The sequence below is a fragment of the uncultured Phascolarctobacterium sp. genome, from assembly GCF_958349595.1.
Lineage (GTDB): Bacteria > Bacillota > Negativicutes > Acidaminococcales > Acidaminococcaceae > Phascolarctobacterium.
The window spans coordinates 1-22,165 of the sequence record NZ_CATWDQ010000015.1; the positions used below are offsets into that span (position 1 = coordinate 1).

Sequence of the window (22,165 nt, forward strand, 5' to 3'; positions counted from 1 at the left end):
AACTGAACTGACGGCTTAACAGAATTTTTATGTCTACTAAGTATTGACCACTTCATAACTTTTAAGTTATCCGGTGTTTTTTTTTCCCAATAATAGACTGATTTTTACCGATTCTGACGCTTTTATAGAGAGTAGAAATGATTCAGGAGATAATAGTACTAACAAGCGACACCGGTAAATGAGATGGCAAACAGGCGGCTGAGCCTTGCAGCTGCTTGAGTGTGCATAGATGGCTAAAAAAGAATGGGGGTGATAAATATCTTATTAAAATCGGTGTAGCTGGGAATAACCTTTAGGGAGGAAGCAAAATGAGTGATAAGAAAAAGCCAGTAACAACAGGACAGGAAAATAGTAAGCTTAGTCAGCTGGATATGCTTTTAGGGTTGGTTTGTGCCATCTTTTTTGTCGATACTATTGCTTCGGTCGCCACTATGGGTGCTGCTGCAGTAACATGGATAATCATTGTTGGGGCACTGTTTTTCTTCCCCGGCAGTTTGACTGTTGCGGAACTTGGTTCCGCATATCCTGAAAACGGAGGTTTTTACGCCTGGATCAAACGTGCCTTCGGAAATTTGTGGGGAGCACGTATCAGCTGGATTTACTGGTCCTGCAACGCTATTTGGATATCATCAGTTGCAACGCTTGTCGTTACAGTTTTCTGTCAGGTTTTTCGTTTGGAAATATCAAATACTATGGCAACATGTTTTAATATTGCTGTTATTTGGTTGATGGTATTTGTTGCTACCAGACCAATGGATAATTCACAGAAAATCATCAATTTCAGTGCTATCGCTAAATTGTTTTTAGGTATCGGGCTAGTGATCGCCGCGATCCTATATTTGATAAGAAATGATTTTGAATTTGCAAATCCCATCACATTGAGTGGATTTATCCCAACTTTTGGTCAATCGATTATTTTTATCCCTGCTTTGATTTATAATTTTTTAGGTTTTGAATCTATGTCAGCAGCAGGTTCTTCGATGGAAAATCCAGGACGTGATGTCCCCAGAGCGGCTTTAAAAAATTGCTTGCTGGTATCAGGTCTGTATATAGTAACTGTACTGGCCATGTTAGCAATAATTCCTATTGGCGACATCAGTATTATCCAGGGGCTGGTAGATTGTTTTCGCATTGGTTTCGGCGACAGCTTTATCATGAATATGCTGGTTTATGGTATAGGGGCTATTTTTGTTACGGTGCTGTTCTGCCAGGGAATGATGTGGATTCTTACTGTTTGCCGTGTATCGGCTGAAACAGCTTTAACGGGCGAGCTACCGCAGATATTTGCTAAAACGCATAAAAATGGATCGCCGATAGGAAGTTTGGTTATTGCAGGTTTCGTTGCGTCGGCTATGACTTTAGTTGCAAGCTTTATGTCTGGTTCGGCTGAAGAAATGTTCTGGTCCATCTTTTCTTGTACCAGCTTTTTGCTTTTGATCCCATATTTGTTGAATTTTGAAGCGTTTTTAAAACTGCGCCGCACAGATAAAATTACAGTTCGGCCATACACATTTCCTGGCCCTGCCTGGTTTGCAGTTTTGATGGTCCGTATTGGCGAGTTCATTATTCTTGCAACAATGTTTCTGTTTATTTGGGTACCGGGGACGCCATTTAACTTAAAACAAAGTATGTTCGTACTGATTGGTATCGTACTCACTCTGGCGGTAGGAGAAGTGATTACACGCAGCTGTATGGCTAAATATAGAAAGAAGGCTGATTGTCGTGATATTGATAGCTGGCCGACAGATGATATTGAAGCTGAATAATTGGTAATGTTTCAACTTTTACCGTTAGATGGCAGTCATTAAAAATAAAAGTAGAGGAAAGGTGGTAAATCATGAAAACTGATCTGATATTAAAAAATGGAGTTATTTATACAGCGGATAATGAAAGAACAATGGCGGAAGCGTTGGCTGTAGCAGAGGGGAAAATAGTATATATAGGTGATAATGTCGGTGTTGATCAATTTATAACAGAAACAACAGAGATTGTGGATTTACAGGGAAAATTTGTTCTACCATCATTTTTTGAAGGGCATACTCACTATACTAAAGCGACAGCCACGGTTGTAGGTATTAATTTGGCGGGGATGAATACAGAGTCAGAGTATGTAGAAGCCTGCCGGAGTTTTATTGCAGAAAGACCAGAACTGAAAGTATTACGCGGGCAAGGTTATCTGGAAGCATGTTTCCCCGGAGCCGGGCCGCTTAAAGAAGCACTGGATAAAGCTTCAACGGAGATACCTATCGTTGTACAGGCTGAGACTTTACATTCATTGTGGGCTAATTCCAAAGCAATCGAACTGGCTGGTATTACTGAAGCTACGCCTGATCCTAAAAATGGACGTATTGAACGAGCTGCAGATGGAACTCCAAGCGGTTGCTTCCGTGAAACAGCCCAGGATCTTATTTTGAATGCTTTACCGGATTTTTCGATAGAAGAATATAAAGAGGGCATTTTAAATTTTCAGAAAATGGCGCACCAATATGGTTTTACCGGTGCTTATGATCCATGGTTAATGGCTGGCAGCAATTCTATCAAGGCTTTAAAAGAATTAGATGCTGAAGGTAAACTTCAGATGCGCTTTAGAGGTGCATATTGGGCAGATCCTAATCAGGATGAGAGTCAGGTTGCAGCATTAGTTGCAGCACGAGATAACGACAATAATGGAGATTTATTCAAGATTAATGCAGTAAAATTATTTATGGATGGAGTGTTGGAAAGCGTAACCGCTTATTTGCTGGAACCATACACAGCGGCGGCTGGGCGACAAGAAGGCTGGTGTGGTGACCAGATATGGAATGCTGAAAATATGAACAAGGTTGTAGCTGCAATTGATAAAGCCGGGATGGGGATACATGTGCATTGTGCTGGGGATGCCGCTGTTAAGCAAACTCTTGATGCCATTGCCTATGCCCGTCAAAAAAATGGAGTTCGCGACGCCAGACATTGTATTACGCATATTTTCTTAGTAGATCCGCAGGATGTAGATCGGTTTAAAGAGTTAGGCACAGTGGCCATGACCAACTCGTATTGGGCTCAGATTGATGAAACTTATTTCGTTAACGGCAGCTATATTGGTTGGAAAAGAGCTGAGCATACTTTTCCTTTAAATTGTTTCTTTAAAGCGGGAGTCAAGGTTGCAAACGCCAGTGATTATCCTATTACAGCAGTGCCTAATCCGTTTGTAGGTATAGAAATTGGTGTTACGCGGATCGCGCCTGATAATTATCATCCTTGGATTTTTAATTATGACGACCCCAAATTCCATCAACCTTTGTGGCCGGAAGAATGTGCAAGTTTAGAAGATATGATTGATTCTTTTACGATTAATCAGGCATATGCAAATTTTATTGATGATATCAGTGGTTCTTTAGAAGAAGGAAAATTTGCAGATTTGATAGTTATAGATAAAAATATCTTGCAGATTATTCCGGAAGATATTGGTACAGCTAAAGTTGAAGCCACATATTTTATGGGTAAAAAAGTGTATGCTATTTAAGTAAAAAAGAGTTTCCTAGTCTGAATTGCTTTATCTTACAATCCTCCTATAAATCAAAAATCCTTGCCGTTGTATTGCAAGGATTTTTGATTTTTTAAGCTGTACGGATAGTGCTTATTTACTTTATTTACAATATTAAAAAGCGGCGAAGTTTGCATACAGCATAAATGAAAGTGTATTAGCATGCAGATTATTTTTGTATGTAAAGAACTTTAGTAAATTAAGCAAAGCGAAAAAATAACTGAATTGCTCCGCAAGAAAAAATGCTGTGGAAAATTTTTATCAATAAGCAGTCACTGCGGCGGCTGATACCCATGAAAGCGTTGGTTTTCGTCAGCAGCTGAGCGCTGTCAAGACTGACTTTTTTTTAAAAACATATTAAAAAGTAATTGTAAATTTCGTGCGTGGATATTTTGTCTGCGATGGAGTTATGATGTATCCGAAGCAAGAAACCGCATAAAGAAAAATGCTGCAAAGCTGACTTTGTGTATGATTTGCCGAAAGCCAAGATACCCATCCGCTGCTGACGGCAAATAATCGAAAGGAGAGGTTTTATTATGAATCAAAACGACGACAGTAATAAAATAGGTGTCGTTGCCGCAACATTGATGGTTGCCGGTAATATGATGGGTTCCGGCGTATTCATGTTGCCTGCGAATCTGGCAGCAATAGGAGGCGTTGCAGTATTTGGCTGGATAGTTACCTGTATAGGCGCTATCGCGTTAGCGCTTACCTTTGCAAAGTTATCTTCTATTGATCCTGCCGCCGGCGGTCCTTACGCTTATACGCGTCAGGCCTTCGGTGATTACATGGGGTATCAGACAAACCTCATTTACTGGTTGGCAAACGTTATTGGTAACGTTGGTCTGGCGGTTGTAGGTATCGGTTACCTGATTAGTTTCTTCCCGGTTTTAAAAAATCCATTTGTTTTCGCATTAGCGCAGATCTTCGTTATCTGGCTCTTCGCTTACGCAAACATGATCGGTCCTAAGCTTGTAGGCCGTATCCAATCAGTAACGACTACTTTGGCATTGATCCCTATTATCGGTACTGCAATTTTAGGCTGGTTCTGGTTTGATGGCAAAACTTATATGGATGCCTGGAATGTAACAGGTAAAAGTACCGTCAGCGCTATCGGCATGACCTTGAACTTTACTTTGTGGGCTTTTATCGGCGTCGAAAGTGCTTCCGTATCTGCCGGCGTTGTTAAAAATCCTAAAAAGAACGTTCCTATCGCTACTATTGGCGGCGTAATCCTGGCCGCTGTCTGCTATGTTTTAAGTTCCTCTGTTATTATGGGTATGATTCCGAACCATGCGCTTATAAGCTCGTCAGCGCCTTTTGCTGACGCCGCAAGAATCGCCTTTGGTGAAATGGCCGGTAACGGCGTAGCTATCTGTGCCGCTTTAGGCTGCCTGGGTTCACTGGCAGGCTGGACGCTGCTGGTAGGACAAAGCGCTAAAGCAGCCGCTGATGATGGTTTGTTCGGTAATGTTTTTGCCCGTACTAACTCTAAAGGCGTACCTTCTGCAGGCCTGGCTATCGTAGCTGCCATTATGACCGTGCAGGTCCTGGCGACCATGTCGCCGTCTGCAAGCCAGCAGTTTGGTAAAATAGCGTCTATTGCGGTTATCCTGACGCTGCTGCCTTACATTTATTCCAGTATCTCCATTAAAGTTTTAGGCTACGGCAAGTTATCGCCGAAAGATTACAATAAATCGTGCATCATCGGTTTGATCGCGGCCGTGTACAGTATGGCGGCACTGGTAACCTCCAACGGCAACCAGACGCGTTGGTCACTGATCTTCGTTATTGCCACGATCGTCTTCTTCTCCGGCGCAGTTACCAGAAAACACGAGCTGGAAGAAAATCACGAAACTCCTGGCGGTTTCTCACCGAAATGGGTCCGTTATACTTCCCTGGTCATCACTATCCTTACATTGATAGGTACCTTCTGGTATTCCGTCGGTATCGATAAGAATATGGAACTCAAACACCGTACTAACATAACTACCACTACACAAGCTCCGGATAAGGTAGGTTCTACTACTACTCAGTCTGTCAGCATAGATAACTAACTAATTTAATTAAGGAGTGAAAAAAATGATTATTTCCAAAACAAAAGGCAAAAGAATTTTGCTGGTACATGATCTCTGCGATCATAATACCTTGGATGAAAGCGCTCTCGAAAAACTGAGCAAAGTTTTAGGCGAGCACGAGATCGAAGTCCTGACGGCTACCACTGCATTTGACGCCGAAATGATGATCGTTGCCGATCCGATGATCCAGGCAATCCTGCTGGATTGGGATCTGGCAGAAGACAATACTCATCAGGCGGCCAAAGATGTTTTAAATAAATTGCGCAGCCGCGCTGAAAACGTGCCGGTCTTCCTGTTTGCCGATCGTGCTGATGTTGCCGATATCCCACTGGAAGTATTGAAAGAGACCAGCGATTTTATCTGGCTGTATGAAGACACTGCCAACTTTATTGCCGGCCGTATCGAAGCAGCGATCGACACCTATATGAAAAATCTGCTGCCGCCAATGTTCAAAGCTTTGGCTAAATTCTCCCAGGTGCATGAATATTCCTGGCATACTCCGGGCCATACCGGCGGTACCGCCTTCATGAAAGCTCCGGCAGGACGCGCATTTTTTGACTTCTTTGGTGAAAACCTGTTCCGCAGCGACTTGTCGATCTCCGTTGGCGAACTTGGTTCTTTGCTTGACCATTCCGGTCCGATCGGTGCCAGTGAGAAATACGCCGCTAAAGTCTTCGGCGCTCACCGCACCTACCATATCACCAACGGCTCCTCTACTTCCAACAGAGTAATTTTTATGGCCTGTGTAACCCGTAATCAGGTTGCGCTGTGTGACCGTAACTGTCACAAATCCATTGAACAGGCTATGACCATGAGCGGCGCTATCCCTAACTATATGATGCCTCTGCGTAACTTCTATGGTATTATCGGTCCTATTCCGCCGCAAGCTTTGCAGGCAGAAGCGATCAAGAAAACTATTGCTGAAAACTCCTTGATTACTAAAGATATAGACGCAACCCCAGTACATGCTATCGTTACCAACTCTACCTATGATGGTTTGTGTTACAATGCTCGTCGTGTTGAAGAATTGCTTGGCCAAAGCGTTGACCGTATGCATTTTGATGAAGCCTGGTATGGCTATGCCCGCTTCAATCCGATCTATAAAGACCGCTTTGCCATGTACGGCAATCCTGCCGACCACAAACCTACCGACATGACGGTTTTTGCAACTCAATCCACCCATAAATTACTGGCTGCACTTTCTCAGGCTTCCTTCATTCACATCCGAGAAGGTAAAAAGAATGTTGACCACAGCCGTTTCAATGAATCCTTTATGATGCAGGCATCTACCTCCCCGAACTATCCGATCATCGCTTCCAACGATATTACGGCGGCTATGATGGACGGCAAAGGCGGTAAAGCACTGACTGACGAATCGATCCATGAAGCAGTAGCCTTCCGTCAGCTGATGGCTAAACTGAATGCTGATTTTGCCGATCAGGGCGAATGGTTCTTCAACTGCTGGCAGCCGGATTTTGTCAAAGACGCTGAAGGTAAAAAAATCGCCTTCCGTCTGGCTGACCCCGAATATCTGGCAACCGAGCCGGAGTGCTGGGTCCTGCATCCTAATGATGCATGGCACGGCTTTGGCGATATCGAAGACGGATACTGCATGTTAGACCCGATCAAAGTATCTATTTCCACTCCGGGCATCGGTCCTGACGGGCTTGGTGAAATGGGCGTTCCTGCTTCCATTCTGTCCGCTTACCTCACTGCTAACGGCATCATTCCTGAAAAAACAACCGACTTCACTGTTTTGATGCTGTTCTCCATTGGTATTACCAAAGGTAAATGGGGCACCTTGATCGATACACTGATCAAATTCAAAGAAGACTACGATAACAACACCTCTCTGGAAGAAGTATTGCCGGACGTTGTGAAAGCAGCTCCGCAGCGTTATGCCGGTATGGGCCTGCGCGATCTGTGCGAGGAAATGTTTGCAGCCATGAAGGAACTCAAAACTACCGAGTTCATGTCCGAAGGCTTCGCAGTCCTGCCGCATCCTGATATGAGCCCGTCCGCAGCTTATGAGCAGCTGGTACTTGATAATGTTGAAAAAGTAGATCTGGACGGCGTTGCTGAACGTACCTTAGCTACAGGCATCGTTCCTTATCCGCCTGGAATTCCTCTGATCATGCCTGGTGAAAATGCCGGCCCTGCCGACGGTCCTGCACTTGGCTACTTGAAAGCCCTGGAAGGCTTTGACAGACGATTCCCTGCTTTTGAACATGACTCCCATGGTGTAGAAGTAAAAGACGGTAAATATTACGTTACTGTTTTGAAAAAATAACGGTCAGCTACCGTTCATATAGATACCCTTTCCCCTTGACAACAGGCGTCACTTATTATAGTGGCGCCTGTTGTTTTTTACCACCATAGGGGATTGCAGTACGGTTATAATCAGGATAACCCAAAATAAAGGAGGTAATAAGTATGAAAGATTTTGGTAAAATTGGTAATTTGGGTGAAATGCTCAAAGAAAAGCAGCTGCATATTGTTTACAAAGTGCATATGCAGGACTTTGGCTGGCTGCCTGAGGCAGCTGACGGTGCTACTGCCGGCAAACCAGACTCCGGTAAAAGAATGGAAGCCCTACAGGTACGATTGCCGGATGCGCCTCAGGGTGCAGGTATCAGATATTGCGTGCATGTCGCTGGTAAAGGCTGGCTGCCGGAAGTCTCTGACGGCGCTGTGGGCGGTACTACAGGAGAATCCAGGCGTGCTGAAGCTGTAAAAATGCATCTGGTCGGCTGCGAAGGCTATACGGTCTTTTATCGCGTCTTTATGCATGGTAAAGGCTGGTCCGGCTGGTGCAGTAACGGCCAGGTCGCCGGTACCGTCGGGGAAAGCAGACAGCTGGAAGCTGTCGAGATTTATATACAATGAGCTGTAAAATTGTAAAAAAGTAAATGGGGATGGATTCAGGCAGCAGCTGTCTTGTCATGGCAGCTGCTGTTTTTTATTTAAATAAAGCTTGCGTTTTTAGCAGGTATAACCGACAATAAAAGCAGAAAACTTTTAGCAAAGGTTGTGGATCATGATGAAAAAGACAGATCTGGCCGCCGTGCTGGCTGTAGCCAGAGGCGAAGCGCCGGCTGACATCGTCTTGAAGGGCGGTTTTGTTTTCAACAGCTTCACTGGCGAATGGGAAACCGGCGATGTAGCGATCGCCGGCACAACGATTGCCGGTATTGGTATTTACAGCGGCCAAAAAGAAATCGACGTCATCGGTAAGTACGTAACTCCGGGATTGATGGACGCGCATCTGCATATCGAAAGCACGATGGTCGCCCCGCGTGAGCTGGCTAAAATTTTACTTTTGAATGGTGTGACGACGATTTTTGCCGATCCTCATGAAATCGCCAATGTGCTTGGCTGTGCGGGGATAGAGCTGATGCTGGCAGAAACGGAAGATATGCCTTTAGACGTTTTCTTCATGCTGCCTTCGTGTGTGCCTGCCACTGATATGGAAACCGGCGGCGCCGTACTGACGGCGGCAAAGCTGGAGCCGCTTGTCAATCATGAGAGAGTACTCGGGCTGGGTGAGATGATGAATTATCCCGGTACGATCTGCGGCGCAGACGCTGTGCTGGATAAACTGGCCTTGACCGGCTGTGCCTTGTGTGACGGCCACGCTCCGGGTGTCAGTGGCAAAGCGCTCAATGCGTATCTGGCGGCCGGTATCACTTCGGACCATGAAGCGACAACGGCTGACGAAGCGCTGGAAAAGCTGCGCCGGGGAGCCTATCTGATGCTGCGGGAAGCTTCCGGGGCGCATAATCTGCTGGACCTGCTGCCGGCGGTGACGCCGCTCAACTGCCGCCGCTGCTGCCTGGCCACGGATGACCGGCATTTAGACGAGCTGGTAAGCGAAGGCAGTATCAATTATCTGATCGAGATCGGCGCTGCACATGGTTATGCTGTAGAGCAGTTACTGCAAATGGCGACGTTGAATACTGCCGAAAGGTTCCGCTTGTATGACAGAGGCGCTTTGGCGCCCGGTTATAAGGCAGACATCTGTGTTTTTGATAATCTGGTAAACTTTCAGCCGCAGCTGGTCATAAAAAACGGGGCTGTGATCGTCAATAAGCAAAAACTGCTGTGGCAGTCGACGCCGCTTTTATCTGCCCCTGCCAATACCATGCGGCTGGAGAACGTACATAAACAGCAGCTGCAAATTCCGGCAAGGCCCGGTAAAAAGGCCCGCGTGATCCGCATCGTACCTGAACAGATCTTGACAGAAGCAGACTATATGCTGCCGGAAGTACAGGCTGGTTTTGTTGTGAGCGATACCAGGCGCGACATTCTGAAACTGGCAGTTTGGGAACGGCATGGCGGTAATGGCAATACAGGCGTCGGCCTGGTGCACGGCTTTGGCTTAAAGCGGGGTGCCCTGGCCTCGACGGTAGCGCACGACTCGCATAATCTGATCGTAGTCGGCGCCGATGACCGGGATATGCTGGCAGCCGCAGTGGCACTGCAGGAAGTCGGCGGCGGCTTGGCGGTAGTGGCTGACGGCGAGGTCAAAGCCTTGCTGCCGCTGCCTCTGGCCGGGTTGATGAGCGATCAGAATACTGAATTTGTACAGCACAAGCTGCAGCAGCTGCACTTCTGGGCGGCAGAGCTGGGCGTGCCTGAGAACGTCAACGCTTTCAACTGCCTCTCCTTTTTGGCATTACCGGTCATACCCCGTCTGAGACTCAGCGATAAAGGCCTGGTCGATGTCGATCAATTTGCTCTTGTCGATTTGTGGGAATAAAATTCGGTCATAAAAAAACGCTCCTTAAAAAAGGAGCGTTTTTTGTGCTTTAAATCTGCGTTTTAAACTTGTGCTTTAGTTTCCGAAGCAGCCGTTTCAGTGATGGTTTGCTTTTGGACCAGCGGCGTTTCAAAATAAACGCTGGTGCTGGGGAACGCGCAGCCAAGCTTTTCTTCTTCCAGCATTTTCATAATATCCAGATTGATCTGCTGCCGCACGTCCATATAGGTCGCATAGGCGCTGGCCTTAGTATAGCAGACTACCCTGATGTCCAGGCTGCTGCCGCCGAAATCCTGAAAATTGACAGTGATGCCGTCGTCATAAACGCCGTCATGATGCTTAAGATATTCACGCAAACGGTTGACAAAGGTCTCCATCTGCTGATAGGTCGTGTCGTAAGTTAATCCCAAAATGAAATCCAGCCGTCTTTTTTCACGCTTGCTGAAATTGGTGATAGCTGTGTTGGAAAGCAGTGAGTTGGGGATGTAGACCAGCTCCTGGGGAAAAGTACGCAGACAGGTACTGCGGAAGGTGATTTTTTCTACAGTGCCTTCAATACCGTTGGCCGAGATCCAGTCCCCGATCACAAAGGGCTTATCGATAATGATGACCAGACTGCCGAACACATTGGCCAGAGAATCTTTGGCAGCCAATGCTACAGCCAGAGAGCCGATACTCAGGCTGGCTATAAAACCGGTAATATCATAATTCCATTCTTTGGCAATCATGACAAAGCCCAGAATGATGAGCAGGATGCGCAGGGTAGTGGAAATGATATTGGACAGGGCCAGATCAAATTCTACGCCTGCTTTAAGCAGCAGCTTCATAGCAATGCCGTGCGTAGTGTCGCTGAGGTTGTAAAGCCCCCAGATAAAGCAGATGATGAAAAAACTGCGCAGAAGCTGATCAATAGACGGATGATCGGCAATAAAGGTCAGGGGCGAGCAATTGAGTGCCGCATAGATGGCAAAAATAAATAAGAAAAAGTGTACCGGCCTTTCAAAAGCATTCAGCAGGTCTTCGCCATATTCAAATGAAGCTTTGTCATTGAAGCGGTGCAGTACGCGCAATAATACAGCCCGGTAAAAATAACGTACAAACGTAAAAAAGGCAAACGCCAGAAAAGGTCTGAGCCAGGGCTGCAGAAGAATTAAAAGAGCCTCCAGATCCATTATAGTTACTCCTTTGAAAGATATTTGTAGATATTGTAACATTTGCGTAAACAAAAAACAATAATTCACATAAGAGTCATACAATTATCTAACTATTTTATTCAAATATGTTATAATATATCTTAATCTTCGTTAAGGAGGACTTTGTGTGGAATTTTTAGTAGAGTGGGCACTCGGAGCATTGATCGTGATTATTGGTCCGTTGCTGACCCTGCTCGACCTGCCGGGCAATACGGTAATGTTGGCTGCAGGCATAGGTTATGCTTTCTTTGATGAAGCCAGGTACTTTGATGGCCGTCTCTTATCGGCGCTGGTACTGGTTTATGCGTTTGGTGAGATTTGGGAATTTATCGTATCGTTTTTTGGGATAAGGCGGCATAAGGTATCGTGGGGAGCGGTATTTCTGATTGCTGTTGGTACTTTTATCGGCGCTGTTATCGGCACAGGCTTTTTCCCTGTGCTTGGTTCTGTTTTAGGCGGCGCTATTGGTTCATATATCGTTGCTTTCGGCTACGAATTTATGCGCACCAGAAATAAGGACAATGCTTTCGCTCTGGCCTGGAAAGCGGCGCAGACACAGTTTGTTGCCATGCTCGGTAAGATCGTAGCTTCATTTGCACTGGCGCTGCTGCTCTTTAAGCAGATTTTTTTGAATAATTGAAACAGTACAATATTATAAGGAGGGTAAAAAATGTCATTCAAATTTTTACACAACAATTTTAACGTACTTGACCTGGACAAAAGCCTGAAATTTTATGAGGAAGCTTTGGGCTTAAAAGAGGTCCGCCGCAAAGTAGCCGGTGACGGCAGCTTTGTTTTGGTGTATTTAGGCGACGGGCAGACTTCGCATCAGTTGGAACTGACCTGGCTGCGCGACCGTAAGGAGCCGTATAATCTGGGAGAGAATGAATTTCATCTGGCGTTTGAAGCCGAAGATTATGACGCTGCCCACAAAAAACATCAGGAAATGGGCTGCATCGTCTACGAAAATCCGGCGATGGGCATTTATTTTATTACTGATCCCGATAACTACTGGCTGGAAATCATTCCCAAACGTTAAATTTTTAAAGAGAGGTGACAGTAATGACCGATCTGAAAAAAATGACTGTGGCTGCCAGCGGTAAACTGCGGCAGATAGCCTATGATATTTTGAATGAGCAGACTAACCTGCTGGCCTGGCAGCAGGGCGGCAGAGTGCCGCAGCAGCAGTTTGAAAGCTGGCTTGCAGAAGCGGAAGGGCTTTATTCTATCGGCAACATCAAGGTCGATGAGGCTTTGCTTGCTAAAGCGCCAAAGCTGAAAGTTATTGCTCAGGCTTCTGTCGGCTACGACAATATCGATATCGCCGCCTGCAGTGCACGTGGCATCGCCGTAGGCAATACGCCGGGCGTACTGGTAGACGCCGTTGCCGATCTTGCCTACGGTCTGATCTTAGACAGCGCCAGAAGTATTGCCCGTGGCTGGCAGCATGTGGCCAGCGGCAAATGGGGCGAACGTAAGGGCCTTGGCTTCGGCGTTGACCTGGCCGGTAAAACACTGGGCATCGTTGGTTTGGGCGATATTGGCAGTGCGGTAGTTCCCAGGGCGCAGGCCAGCAAAATGCAGGTCATTTATCATAACCGGCACCGGCGCGCGGATGAAGCCGAGCTGGGCGTAAGCTATGCCGGCTTTGACGAACTGCTGCAAACTGCGGATTTTGTTCTGGTAACGGTCAATTTAACGCCGGCAACGGCAGGAATGTTTGATCGGGAAGCTTTTGCCAAAATGAAGCCAACGGCGCGATTTATCAATATTTCCCGCGGCAAGGTCGTCGATACGCAGGCTCTTTATGAAGCCCTGCAGAGCGGGCAGATCGCTTATGCCGCACTGGACGTAGTCGAACCGGAACCATTGCCGGGTGACCATCCGCTGCTGGCGCTGCCCAATATCACGGTAACGCCGCACATTGCCGCTTCAACGGCAGAGACCCGCGACGCCATGGCGAAACTGGCGGCGGCTAATATTTTGGCAGGTCTGGCTGGAGCGCCTTTGCCCGCCCAGGTAAAAATAAAAGACTGAGCCTTGAACGATTTGTAGGAAAGGAGGGGAAGCAGTGAAAAAAAGATTATGTCTGCAGGATGTATCCGGTATCAATGAAGTTGATCTGGCAGAGCGTTTGCGGATCATCACCGGCTGGAAGGCCGGCAGAACGGAAGAACGTGAGCAGCGGTTTGAAGTGGACGGGGCAGAAGCCGTGCTGCGCTGCCGTGAGACCGAACTGCAGCCGCCGGCGAAAAACAGCGAGCTGCGGCTTATTGCCAGAGAAGGAATTATCATCATGGAAGCCAGGCTGCTTCCCCTTCGTGAAATGATCGTTGTTTATACGAGCAGGGAGCTGCCTAAGCTGCAGACGGTAGTTGAAAAACTTTGCTGCCGTATGTCGCTGATCATAGCCGAGTCGAACTTGAAACAGCGTCTGGCACAGGAGCTGGGCACCTATGATTTCAGGAAGCTGCCTGCTTATAAAAATGGCAGCCTGAGGGCAATGGCTGTTTGTCATCTGCCCTGGCAGATCTATGTTGTCAGTAAAGCCTGGCAGCAATTTCTGCAGCAGCCGGAAGAAAAAGTTTTTATCAGACAGCTGCGGGTAAAACTGCGTCGGCTGCGCTCGACCTTAAGCTTTTTTAAGCCGGTACTGCAAAGAAGCAGCGCCGTTGCCTGGCAAAACACGCTGCGGCAGCAGGGAGAACTGCTTTCCCGGCTGCGGGAGCTGGACGTGGCCCTGATGACCTGTGAAAAGATCAGGTCACAGGCAGCTGCTTCCGGCGGTAAACTGACAGCGCCGACCCAGGTGGAAGAACTGCTGCAGAAGCTGCGCCGTGAAGAAGCCGCTGCCTGCCTGCAGAAAGCTGACCTGAGCAGCGTCACGAAAACACTGGCGCAATTCAATATCTGGCTGCACGAAAGGCCGCTGGCGCCTAATCTGGCCGATAAAAAGCTGCGTAAATTCATCAGCCGGCGTCTGAATGAATGGAGCGAAAAGCTGGAAACTCTGGATAAAAAATATCCTGATTTTCATAATATGCTGGAGCTGCATCAGATCAGGATCAAAGTCAAACGCTTCCGTTACGCGCTGCAGACCCTGCCCGAGGTGCCGCGTGACAGTAACCTGCTGCGGCGGCTGAAAAGGCTGCAGGATATGCTGGGCTTTTTACATGATGATTTTATCAATGCCCGGTTAGTGCAGTGTTTTCTTGAAGACGCCGCTAATGTGCAGCTGCGCTACGAAGCAGGGCTGTTTGCCGGCTGGGAGCGGGCTAAGGCAGAGGCGGCGGTAGAAATGCTGCCCCAGCTGTGGGAAGATTTCTGCGGGGCGCTCAACGCCTGGCGCAAAGAAAACTTGTAAACGGGAGAACCGGATGAAAGAGTGGGAAGAGGTTTTAAAAGACTATGGTTTTGTGCCCTGGGCAGACGGCGGGATGAAGGGCTGGTACCGTCAGACCGCGTTCGTCAAAGACTGCCTGGCAGGTGAGATTGCCCGCTATTATGCGGATGATTATATAGTTATCAGCCACGCTGGCGAAAAGTCAGTGCGCTGGCTGCGGGAACACTGGCAGAGCCGGGAGGATGTTATGACGCACCGGTTCCTGCTGCTGGACTGCCCGGAAACTAAATTGATGAAAAAAGCTTTCTGGCTTGGCATACGCGGCTGGCTGGAAGTGCTGCAATATCGGGAAGGGGATGAGGAAAAGCGTTTTGAGGATTTGATCTATTTAACGCAGCAACGGCGCTGCGGCAGAGAAGCTCTGCAATAAGTTCGCAAAGGGGATATTTTATGTTACTGACCATTTTTGTAATCACTATTCTTTGTTTTGCTGTCGCTTATAAATTTTACGGCGGCTTTCAAAGCCGTTTTTACGATCTAGACCCAAACCGTAAAACTCCGGCTACGGAATTACAGGACGATATCGATTACTGTCCTGCCCATCCGGCTGTGCTGATGGGCCATCATTTTGCTTCTATCGCCGGCGCCGGCCCTGTTGTAGGCCCGATCGCAGCCGCAGCGGCACTCGGCTGGCTGCCTACCTTACTTTGGATCATCGTCGGCTGCATCTTCTTCGGCGGCGTACACGATATGGGCGCTTTGGTAGCGTCTATCCGTCATAAAGGCATGTCTATCGGCGAGGTTGTTCGCCAATGGATCGGCGCCCGCGGCCACAAATTGTTCCTGGCCTTTACCTGGCTCAGCTTGACGCTGGTCATTGCCGTATTTTTAGAATTGGCGGCTCAGACCTTTGCCGCTGACCCGGCAGTTGCTTTTGCTGCTACCCTGTATATTTTTCTGGCGATGGTTTTCGGCGTCGCTATTTACCACTATGGTATGTCTTTGAAAGTCAGTACGGTCATCATGCTGCCGATCTTGTTCGGTTCGCTGCTCTTTGGCATCGAAAGCTCCTGGGTGCAGTCGACCTTTGCCCTGAGCCTTGATACCTGGCGTATGGCGTTGATCGTGTATATTTTTGCCGCTTCGGTATTGCCTGTCTGGCTGCTTTTACAACCGCGCGATTATCTGGCCTCGTATATGTTATATTTTTCCGTATTTATTGGCGGTGTAGGCATGATCTTCGGCGGCGCCAGCTACGAAGTAAAACTGCCTGCGTTCAAAGGCTTTGTTACCGCTTCCGGCGACTGGCTCTGGCCGCTGCTGTTTATCACAGTAGCCTGCGGCGCTATTTCCGGCTTCCATTCTCTGGTTGCTTCCGGCACCACCTCCAAACAGCTGAAACGCGAAACTGACGCTGTTCCTGTTGGCTATGGCGCCATGCTGCTGGAAGGCGTGGTCGGCGTTATTGCCCTCGGCACTATCATGATGAGCGGTGAAATGCTGAAAGGCGGCCCGACTGTCGTCTACGGTCACGGTCTGGGACAATTTGCTTCGCTGCTGGGTATCGCTCCGCGCGTCGGCACGGCTCTGGGCCTTTTGGCGCTCAACTCCTTCATTCTTACCTCGCTGGATACCGCTACCCGTTTAGCGCGTTATCAGCTGCAGGAATTCACGGGCATGAGCCTGAATAAATATCTGGCGACCGCTGTCAGCGTTGGCGTGGCTTTAGCGCTTATTTTCGTCAAGACCGGCAAAGTTGCTGCCTGGCAGATGATCTGGCCTGTTTTCGGCGCCACTAACCAGCTGGTTGCGGCGATCGCGCTTTTGGCAATGGGCGTCTGGGTCATCCGTTCGCTGAAAAAAAGCGCCGGCTTCATTATGTACCCCATGGCGTTTATGCTGGTCACCACTATTGTGGCCCTGGTGCAGATGATCGCGGCTAATCTGAATAACTACATCGTATCCGGCATTTCTACCGTTTTGCTGGTACTGACTGTTTTACTGCTCAAAGAAGCCTATGCAGCGCTGAAAGCTGCTAAAGCAGAATAGAAAGGACGGCGACCTATGGCAAAAATACCGTATAAAATCAATTTATCTGAAGATGAACTGCCAAAATATTGGCAGAATATCCGCCCTTATATGCAGGAAGCACCGGACCCGTTTATCAACCCGGTGACCTTTAAGCCCTGCAGCGCAGACGATCTGCGGCCTGTTTTCTGTGACGAACTGATCGAGCAGGAACTTGATAATACCAATAAATTTATTGAGATCCCGGAAGCGATCCGTGATTTTTACAAAATGTACCGGCCGTCGCCGCTGACCAGAGCCTATAATCTGGAAAAAGCGCTGGGTACGCCCGCAGAGATCTACTACAAATTTGAAGGCACCAATACCTCCGGCTCGCATAAGCTCAATTCGGCTGTAGCGCAGGTCTATTATGCTCAAAAGCAGGGTCTGACCCATCTGACGACGGAAACCGGCGCCGGGCAATGGGGCACTGCCCTGGCCATGGCCTGCGGTTATTTCGGCATCGACCTTTCTGTGTATATGGTCAAGGTATCTGCAGAGCAGAAGCCTTACCGTAAGGCCGTTATGGAAACCTATGGCGCCCGCGTTATTCCCTCGCCTTCCGATACGACGGAAGTAGGCCGCAAAATCCTGGCAGAAAACCCCGGTACAGGCGGTTCCCTGGGCTGCGCCATTTCCGAGGCGATGGAAGTATCGATGAAAACCGATAACTGCCGTTACGTCCTGGGCAGCGTACTCAATCACGTAGTGCTGCATCAAAGCATTATCGGTCTGGAAACCAAGCTCGGACTTGATAAATACGGCGTCCAGCCTGACATCGTCATCGGCTGTGCCGGCGGCGGCTCTAACCTGGGCGGTCTGATCACGCCCTTTATGGCCGATAAGCTGGAAGGTAAGAACAACATTCATTTCATTGCTGTTGAACCGGCCTCCTGCCCGTCGCTGACCCGCGGTAGATATGCCTTTGACTTCGGCGATACCGGACAAACCACGCCGCTGATGCGGATGTATACTTTGGGCAGCGGCTTCATGCCGTCGCCGAACCATTCCGGCGGCCTGCGCTATCACGGGATGTCGCCGATCGTCTCCAAGCTGTATCATGACGGTATGCTGGAAGCACGCAGCGTGGAGCAGACCAAAGTGTTTGAAGCCGCTACGATGTTCTGCCGCTGTGAAGGCACCCTGCCGGCCCCGGAAAGCTCGCATGCGATCCGTGTAGCTATGGACGAAGCGATCAAATGCCGTGAGACCGGCGAGAAAAAAGTCATCGTTTTCGGACTGACCGGCACGGGTTATTTTGACCTGGCTGCTTATCAGGCCTATAACCAGGGGAATATGGTAGATTATATCCCAACAGACGAGGATCTGGCGAAAGGCTTTGCCACCTTGCCGCAAGTAAAATATTAAAAGTAAACTCCTGCCGCTTTTTGCGGCAGGAGTTTTTTATGAGCAAAGCAAAGCCCCTGCTGATTTCAGCAGGGGCTGTAATTATTACTTAATCTTCACAGCAGTCTTCCAGCAATTTTTTGGCATCGATATACTGGGCGATACCAGCAGCTACCTTTTTAGATTCCTTCATTGCCAAAACTACGGTTGCCGGGCCATGTACCACGTCGCCGCTGCTGAAAACACCGGCGCGGGTCGTCATGCCGTACGGCCGTTCACGGGTGATAACAAAGCCGCGGTCGTCGACCTGGATCCCTTTGGTAGTGGAAACGATGCGGGCTGCGGGGCGCTGACCAATAGCCAGGATCACGCAGTCGCAGGGAATAACTTCCTGACCGCCCTCGGTCACAAATTGACCATCGTCGGTTTTGGTGATATTTTGCACTAAAAGGCCGGCTAATTCCGTTTCATCAGCTTCGGCCGGTTTACGGCGGATATTGTTCAAAGCCCGCATCTGCTTTTTGTTCAGATAAGCGATCGGCTGTTTCAGGAAGTTGAACTGCACGCCTTCTTTAACGGCCGCTTCATATTCGGACGGGAAGCTGGAAATTTCGGCTTCGGTTTTATGATAGACGATCGTGACATTCTCGGCACCGCGGCGCACTGCTGTACGTGCGGCGTCCATAGCTACGTTGCCGGCGCCGATGACGACGACGTTGTCACCATCATGCAGCAGCGTCTCGCTCTCGTCTAATTTGCCTGAATCTGATAAGACCACCATCCGCAGGAAATACGTGGCGGTCAGAATGCCTGACAGTTCCTTGCCGGGAATATCTAAAGTGCGGGGCAGTGAAGTACCGGTACCCATAAAAACGGCGTCATAACCCTGCTCAAACAAATCGTCAACAGTAAAGTCAGGGCCGACCAGCATATTGGTTTTGATCTCTACGCCCAAATGCAGCAGCTCCGTGATCTCGCGGCGGACCACGTCTTTTTGCAGCCGGAACTCCGGGATACCGAACAGCAGGATACCGCCCGGTTCAGACTGGCCCTCAAAAATAGTGACGGCGAAATTCATTTTCGCCAGATCGCCGGCTACAGTAAGGCCTGCCGGGCCGCTGCCGATAACGGCTACCTTACCGCGTTTGCCGGTAGAGGGCGGCAGTGGTTTCAGGTTATTTTCGTGGGCGAAATCGGCAATGAACATTTCCAGACTGCCGATCTCGATCCCATGTTTGTTTTTAGTCAAAACGCAGTGGGCCTCGCATTGTCGTTCATGCGGGCAGACGCGGCCGCAGATAGCGGGCAGATTGCTGCGTTCGGCGATAGTCTCGTAGGCCAGCCCGATATTGCCCTCGCTGAGCGCGCGGATAAACTGCGGGATATTATTGGCGATCGGGCAGCCGGTGCGGCAGGTAGGCCGCGCACAATTCAGGCAGCGGCGCGCTTCGTTGATAGCCTCGGACATGGTCATTGTTCTGCTCATTCGTTGTTACCTCGCTTTTCATTTTGCTCGCGATGCTTTTTGATGATTTCTTCCAGCTCTTCCAGACGGCTGTCCATACGGACCATGTAATCGGCCAGACGGTCTTCATAGTCGGCGACGGGATCGGGCAGCTGGTTGTGGTTCAGGTCGATCATGCTGTCAGGGCTGCTCATATCGCTGGCGGCGACACGGACGCCGTCTTTGGTGACGATACGGCCGGGCACGCCCACTACTACCGAATTGGGCGGTACTTCCTTCAATACTACCGAACCGGCGCCGATCTTGGAATTGGAGCCGACGCTGAAGGAACCCAGGACTTTGGCGCCGCTGGAAACGACGACGTTATCGCCGATCGTCGGGTGACGCTTGCCTTTTTCCTTGCCGGTGCCTCCCAGGGTCACGCCCTGATAGAGAGTAACATTGCAGCCCAGCTCAGCGGTCTCGCCGATAACGAGCCCCATGCCGTGATCGATAAAAAGTCCGGGGCCAAGCTTGGCGCCGGGATGGATGTCGATGCCGGTCACGAACCGGGAAAAAGTATTGAGCAGGCGGGGGATCAGTACCCAGCCCTTTAAATAAAATTTATGTGCTAAACGGTGGAGCCAGATAGCATGCAGACCGGGATAACAGAGTGCTGCCTCCAGCCTGGTTTTGGCTGCAGGATCGCGGTGCATAACTGCATCAATGTCGGTTTTGATTTGGTCGAACATGACAGACTCCTTTCGTAAACAGTTTTAGAATGACTTCTTAACTTATATATTTTAGCACAGGGCATTTTTCAATGCAAATTATTACTGCGGTGAACGCTGCCGCAAAAGTTAAAAACATGAATAAAGTATACAAAATATGATGAAATTGTAAATTTTTGCAACTTGTGGTAAACTTTAAAGAAATAAAAGTTCATAAGCAAACAAAAATGTCAGGAATTAAGCCTGTACCGTTAAAAGCATTTGTGCTATAATTAAAAGCGATTTACAGGAATAAAGTGTATACTATTTCAAAGCGAGGTGTTTATTACGGATAAAGAAATGCTGAAAACCAAAGTATGCGCCGCTATTGACGCCTGGGCTGATAAAATCGAAGCTTTAGCGCAGGATATCGAAAGCGAACCGGAACTTGGATTCAAGGAAACCAAAACAGCGGCGAAGGTCACGGCCTTCCTGCAGCAGTTAGGTCTTGAGCCTCAGACCGGACTGGCGCTTACCGGGGTCAAAGCCCGTGCTGTCAGCGGCCGTCCCGGCCCTACTGTAGCGGTGCTGGGAGAGCTTGACGCTATCGGCTGTCCGGACAGCTGTAAAGCCGATCCTCTGACCGGTGCGGCCCATGCCTGCGGCCACAATCTGCAGATCGCGACGATGGCTGCCGCTGCCTGCGGCATCACGCAGTCCGGCGTTTTGAACGAATTGGCCGGCGACGCCGTGTTCTTTGGTGTTCCTGCGGAAGAATATGTAGAGCTTGCTTACCGCAGCAAACTGATCAAAGAAGGCAAGCTGCACTTTCTTACAGGCAAAGGCCAGCTGATCTATGAAGGCGCTTTTGACGATATCGACATGGCGATGCAGATGCACGCCGATAAAAATATGCCGGAAGCTACTGTCTCCATTGGTGAAAGCAGCAATGGCTTCATCGGTAAAACTATTCAGTATGTCGGCAAAACTGCCCATGCTGCCGATGCGCCTGACCAGGGCATCAACGCCCTCAATGCCGCCATGCTGGGACTGATGGGTATCAACGCGCTGCGCGAGACCTTTCGTGAGGCCGACGTAGTCCGCGTCCATCCTATCATCACTAAAGGCGGCAATCTGGTCAACTCCGTTCCTGCCGACGTCAGGATCGAGACCTATGTCCGCGCCAAGACCATGGAAGCGATCGAAGCTACCCATACAAAGGTCGATGCGGCGCTCAAAGCCGGCGGCGACGCCGTCGGGGCGCAGACAGTCATCGCCACCATGCCGGGGCAGCTGCCGCTGGCCTGCAATAACAGTCTGAACGAGCTGTTTGTAGCTAATGCCAAAATTGCCGACCCCAATGTAGCTGTTAAAGACGCCGGACATTTCAGCGCTTCGACAGATATGGGCGACGTATCGCATCTGCTGCCGGTCATCCACCCCTTCATTGGCGGTGTGGACGGATTTTTGCATACGGCAGATTTTCATGTAGTTGATTTCAAGAAAGCCGTATTATTGCCTGCTAAGGCTTTTGCGATGATGATCATCGACCTTCTGGCCGACGATGCCAAACTGGCGCGTCAGATCAAAGCGGAGCACCACCCGCTGCTGACCAAAGAAGCCTACATCGCCAAGCTTGATAAATATTTTCAGTAACCAGAAGCTGTAACAGGAAAATGATGGAAAAGGGAAGGTGGATTT

General features: G+C 48.9%; 16 protein-coding genes and 1 pseudogene. 14 read left to right on the top strand and 3 right to left on the bottom strand.

Annotated features, from left to right (window positions below; translation table 11 throughout):
* Positions 1-308 precede the first annotated feature (308 nt).
* From Q4G98_RS09960 to ade, 6 genes are all read left to right on the top strand, one after another.
* Positions 309-1,766, top strand: a complete 1,458-nt coding sequence (locus Q4G98_RS09960; RefSeq protein ID WP_177561090.1) for an APC family permease — start codon at positions 309-311, stop codon at positions 1,764-1,766.
* Positions 1,767-1,837: 71 nt separating this feature from the next.
* Positions 1,838-3,502 carry an amidohydrolase gene (locus Q4G98_RS09965; RefSeq protein WP_177561089.1) on the top strand — a complete coding sequence of 555 codons (1,665 nt, stop codon included), beginning with the start codon at positions 1,838-1,840 and terminating at the stop codon, positions 3,500-3,502.
* A 557-nt stretch (positions 3,503-4,059) separates the two neighbouring features.
* The gene (gene adiC, locus Q4G98_RS09970) at positions 4,060-5,580 is read left to right on the top strand and encodes an arginine/agmatine antiporter (protein WP_177561088.1); all 1,521 of its coding nucleotides are present in this window, start codon (positions 4,060-4,062) and stop codon (positions 5,578-5,580) included.
* Between the two features lie 25 nt (positions 5,581-5,605).
* Positions 5,606-7,891, top strand: a complete 2,286-nt coding sequence (locus Q4G98_RS09975; RefSeq protein WP_298562596.1) for an Orn/Lys/Arg decarboxylase N-terminal domain-containing protein — start codon at positions 5,606-5,608, stop codon at positions 7,889-7,891.
* 143 nt (positions 7,892-8,034) lie between these two features.
* Positions 8,035-8,487 carry a hypothetical protein gene (locus Q4G98_RS09980; RefSeq protein WP_298562598.1) on the top strand — a complete coding sequence of 151 codons (453 nt, stop codon included), beginning with the start codon at positions 8,035-8,037 and terminating at the stop codon, positions 8,485-8,487.
* A 151-nt stretch (positions 8,488-8,638) separates the two neighbouring features.
* Positions 8,639-10,360, top strand: a complete 1,722-nt coding sequence (gene ade / locus Q4G98_RS09985) for an adenine deaminase (RefSeq protein ID WP_301961954.1) — start codon at positions 8,639-8,641, stop codon at positions 10,358-10,360.
* 62 nt (positions 10,361-10,422) lie between these two features.
* Here the strand turns inward: ade and Q4G98_RS09990 are convergent, their stop codons facing one another.
* Positions 10,423-11,532: a mechanosensitive ion channel family protein gene (locus tag Q4G98_RS09990; RefSeq protein ID WP_298563401.1), complete on the bottom strand. Its 1,110-nt coding sequence runs from the start codon at positions 11,530-11,532 to the stop codon at positions 10,423-10,425.
* A gap of 148 nt (positions 11,533-11,680) precedes the next feature.
* Here Q4G98_RS09990 and Q4G98_RS09995 point away from each other — a divergent pair, with 148 nt between their 5' ends.
* The 7 genes from Q4G98_RS09995 to Q4G98_RS10025 are packed head-to-tail and all read left to right on the top strand — an operon-like array spanning position 11,681 to position 18,331.
* Positions 11,681-12,193, top strand: a complete 513-nt coding sequence (locus Q4G98_RS09995) for a DUF456 domain-containing protein (RefSeq protein ID WP_177561084.1) — start codon at positions 11,681-11,683, stop codon at positions 12,191-12,193.
* Positions 12,194-12,223: 30 nt separating this feature from the next.
* Positions 12,224-12,592, top strand: coding sequence for a VOC family protein (locus Q4G98_RS10000; RefSeq protein WP_293717654.1), 369 nt, complete (start codon positions 12,224-12,226; stop codon positions 12,590-12,592).
* Between the two features lie 23 nt (positions 12,593-12,615).
* Positions 12,616-13,590, top strand: coding sequence for a D-glycerate dehydrogenase (locus tag Q4G98_RS10005; RefSeq protein ID WP_298563403.1), 975 nt, complete (start codon positions 12,616-12,618; stop codon positions 13,588-13,590).
* Positions 13,591-13,624: 34 nt separating this feature from the next.
* Positions 13,625-14,917 (top strand): CHAD domain-containing protein, encoded by a 1,293-nt coding sequence (locus tag Q4G98_RS10010; protein ID WP_298563405.1) that lies wholly within the window; start codon positions 13,625-13,627, stop codon positions 14,915-14,917.
* Positions 14,918-14,930: 13 nt separating this feature from the next.
* Entirely contained in the window at positions 14,931-15,326 is a 396-nt protein-coding gene (locus tag Q4G98_RS10015; protein WP_177561081.1) for a hypothetical protein, read from the top strand.
* Between the two features lie 20 nt (positions 15,327-15,346).
* Entirely contained in the window at positions 15,347-16,945 is a 1,599-nt protein-coding gene (locus tag Q4G98_RS10020; protein ID WP_298563407.1) for a carbon starvation protein A, read from the top strand.
* A 15-nt stretch (positions 16,946-16,960) separates the two neighbouring features.
* A complete protein-coding gene (locus Q4G98_RS10025) occupies positions 16,961-18,331 on the top strand; it encodes a TrpB-like pyridoxal phosphate-dependent enzyme (RefSeq protein WP_298563409.1) in 1,371 nt (456 codons plus the stop codon).
* A gap of 88 nt (positions 18,332-18,419) precedes the next feature.
* On the opposite strand, the gene Q4G98_RS10030 is transcribed toward Q4G98_RS10025, so the two are convergent.
* Together Q4G98_RS10030 and cysE are read right to left on the bottom strand one after the other, a co-directional pair.
* Entirely contained in the window at positions 18,420-19,796 is a 1,377-nt protein-coding gene (locus Q4G98_RS10030; RefSeq protein WP_293717666.1) for an NAD(P)-dependent oxidoreductase, read from the bottom strand.
* Positions 19,793-20,512, bottom strand: a pseudogene (cysE, locus tag Q4G98_RS10035) (serine O-acetyltransferase); the annotation flags it as partial. The gene Q4G98_RS10030 and the pseudogene cysE, both read right to left, overlap by 4 nt.
* A 312-nt stretch (positions 20,513-20,824) precedes the next feature.
* Here cysE and Q4G98_RS10040 point away from each other — a divergent pair.
* Positions 20,825-22,120 carry an amidohydrolase gene (locus tag Q4G98_RS10040; protein WP_298563411.1) on the top strand — a complete coding sequence of 432 codons (1,296 nt, stop codon included), beginning with the start codon at positions 20,825-20,827 and terminating at the stop codon, positions 22,118-22,120.
* The last annotated feature ends 45 nt before the right edge of the window (positions 22,121-22,165 follow it).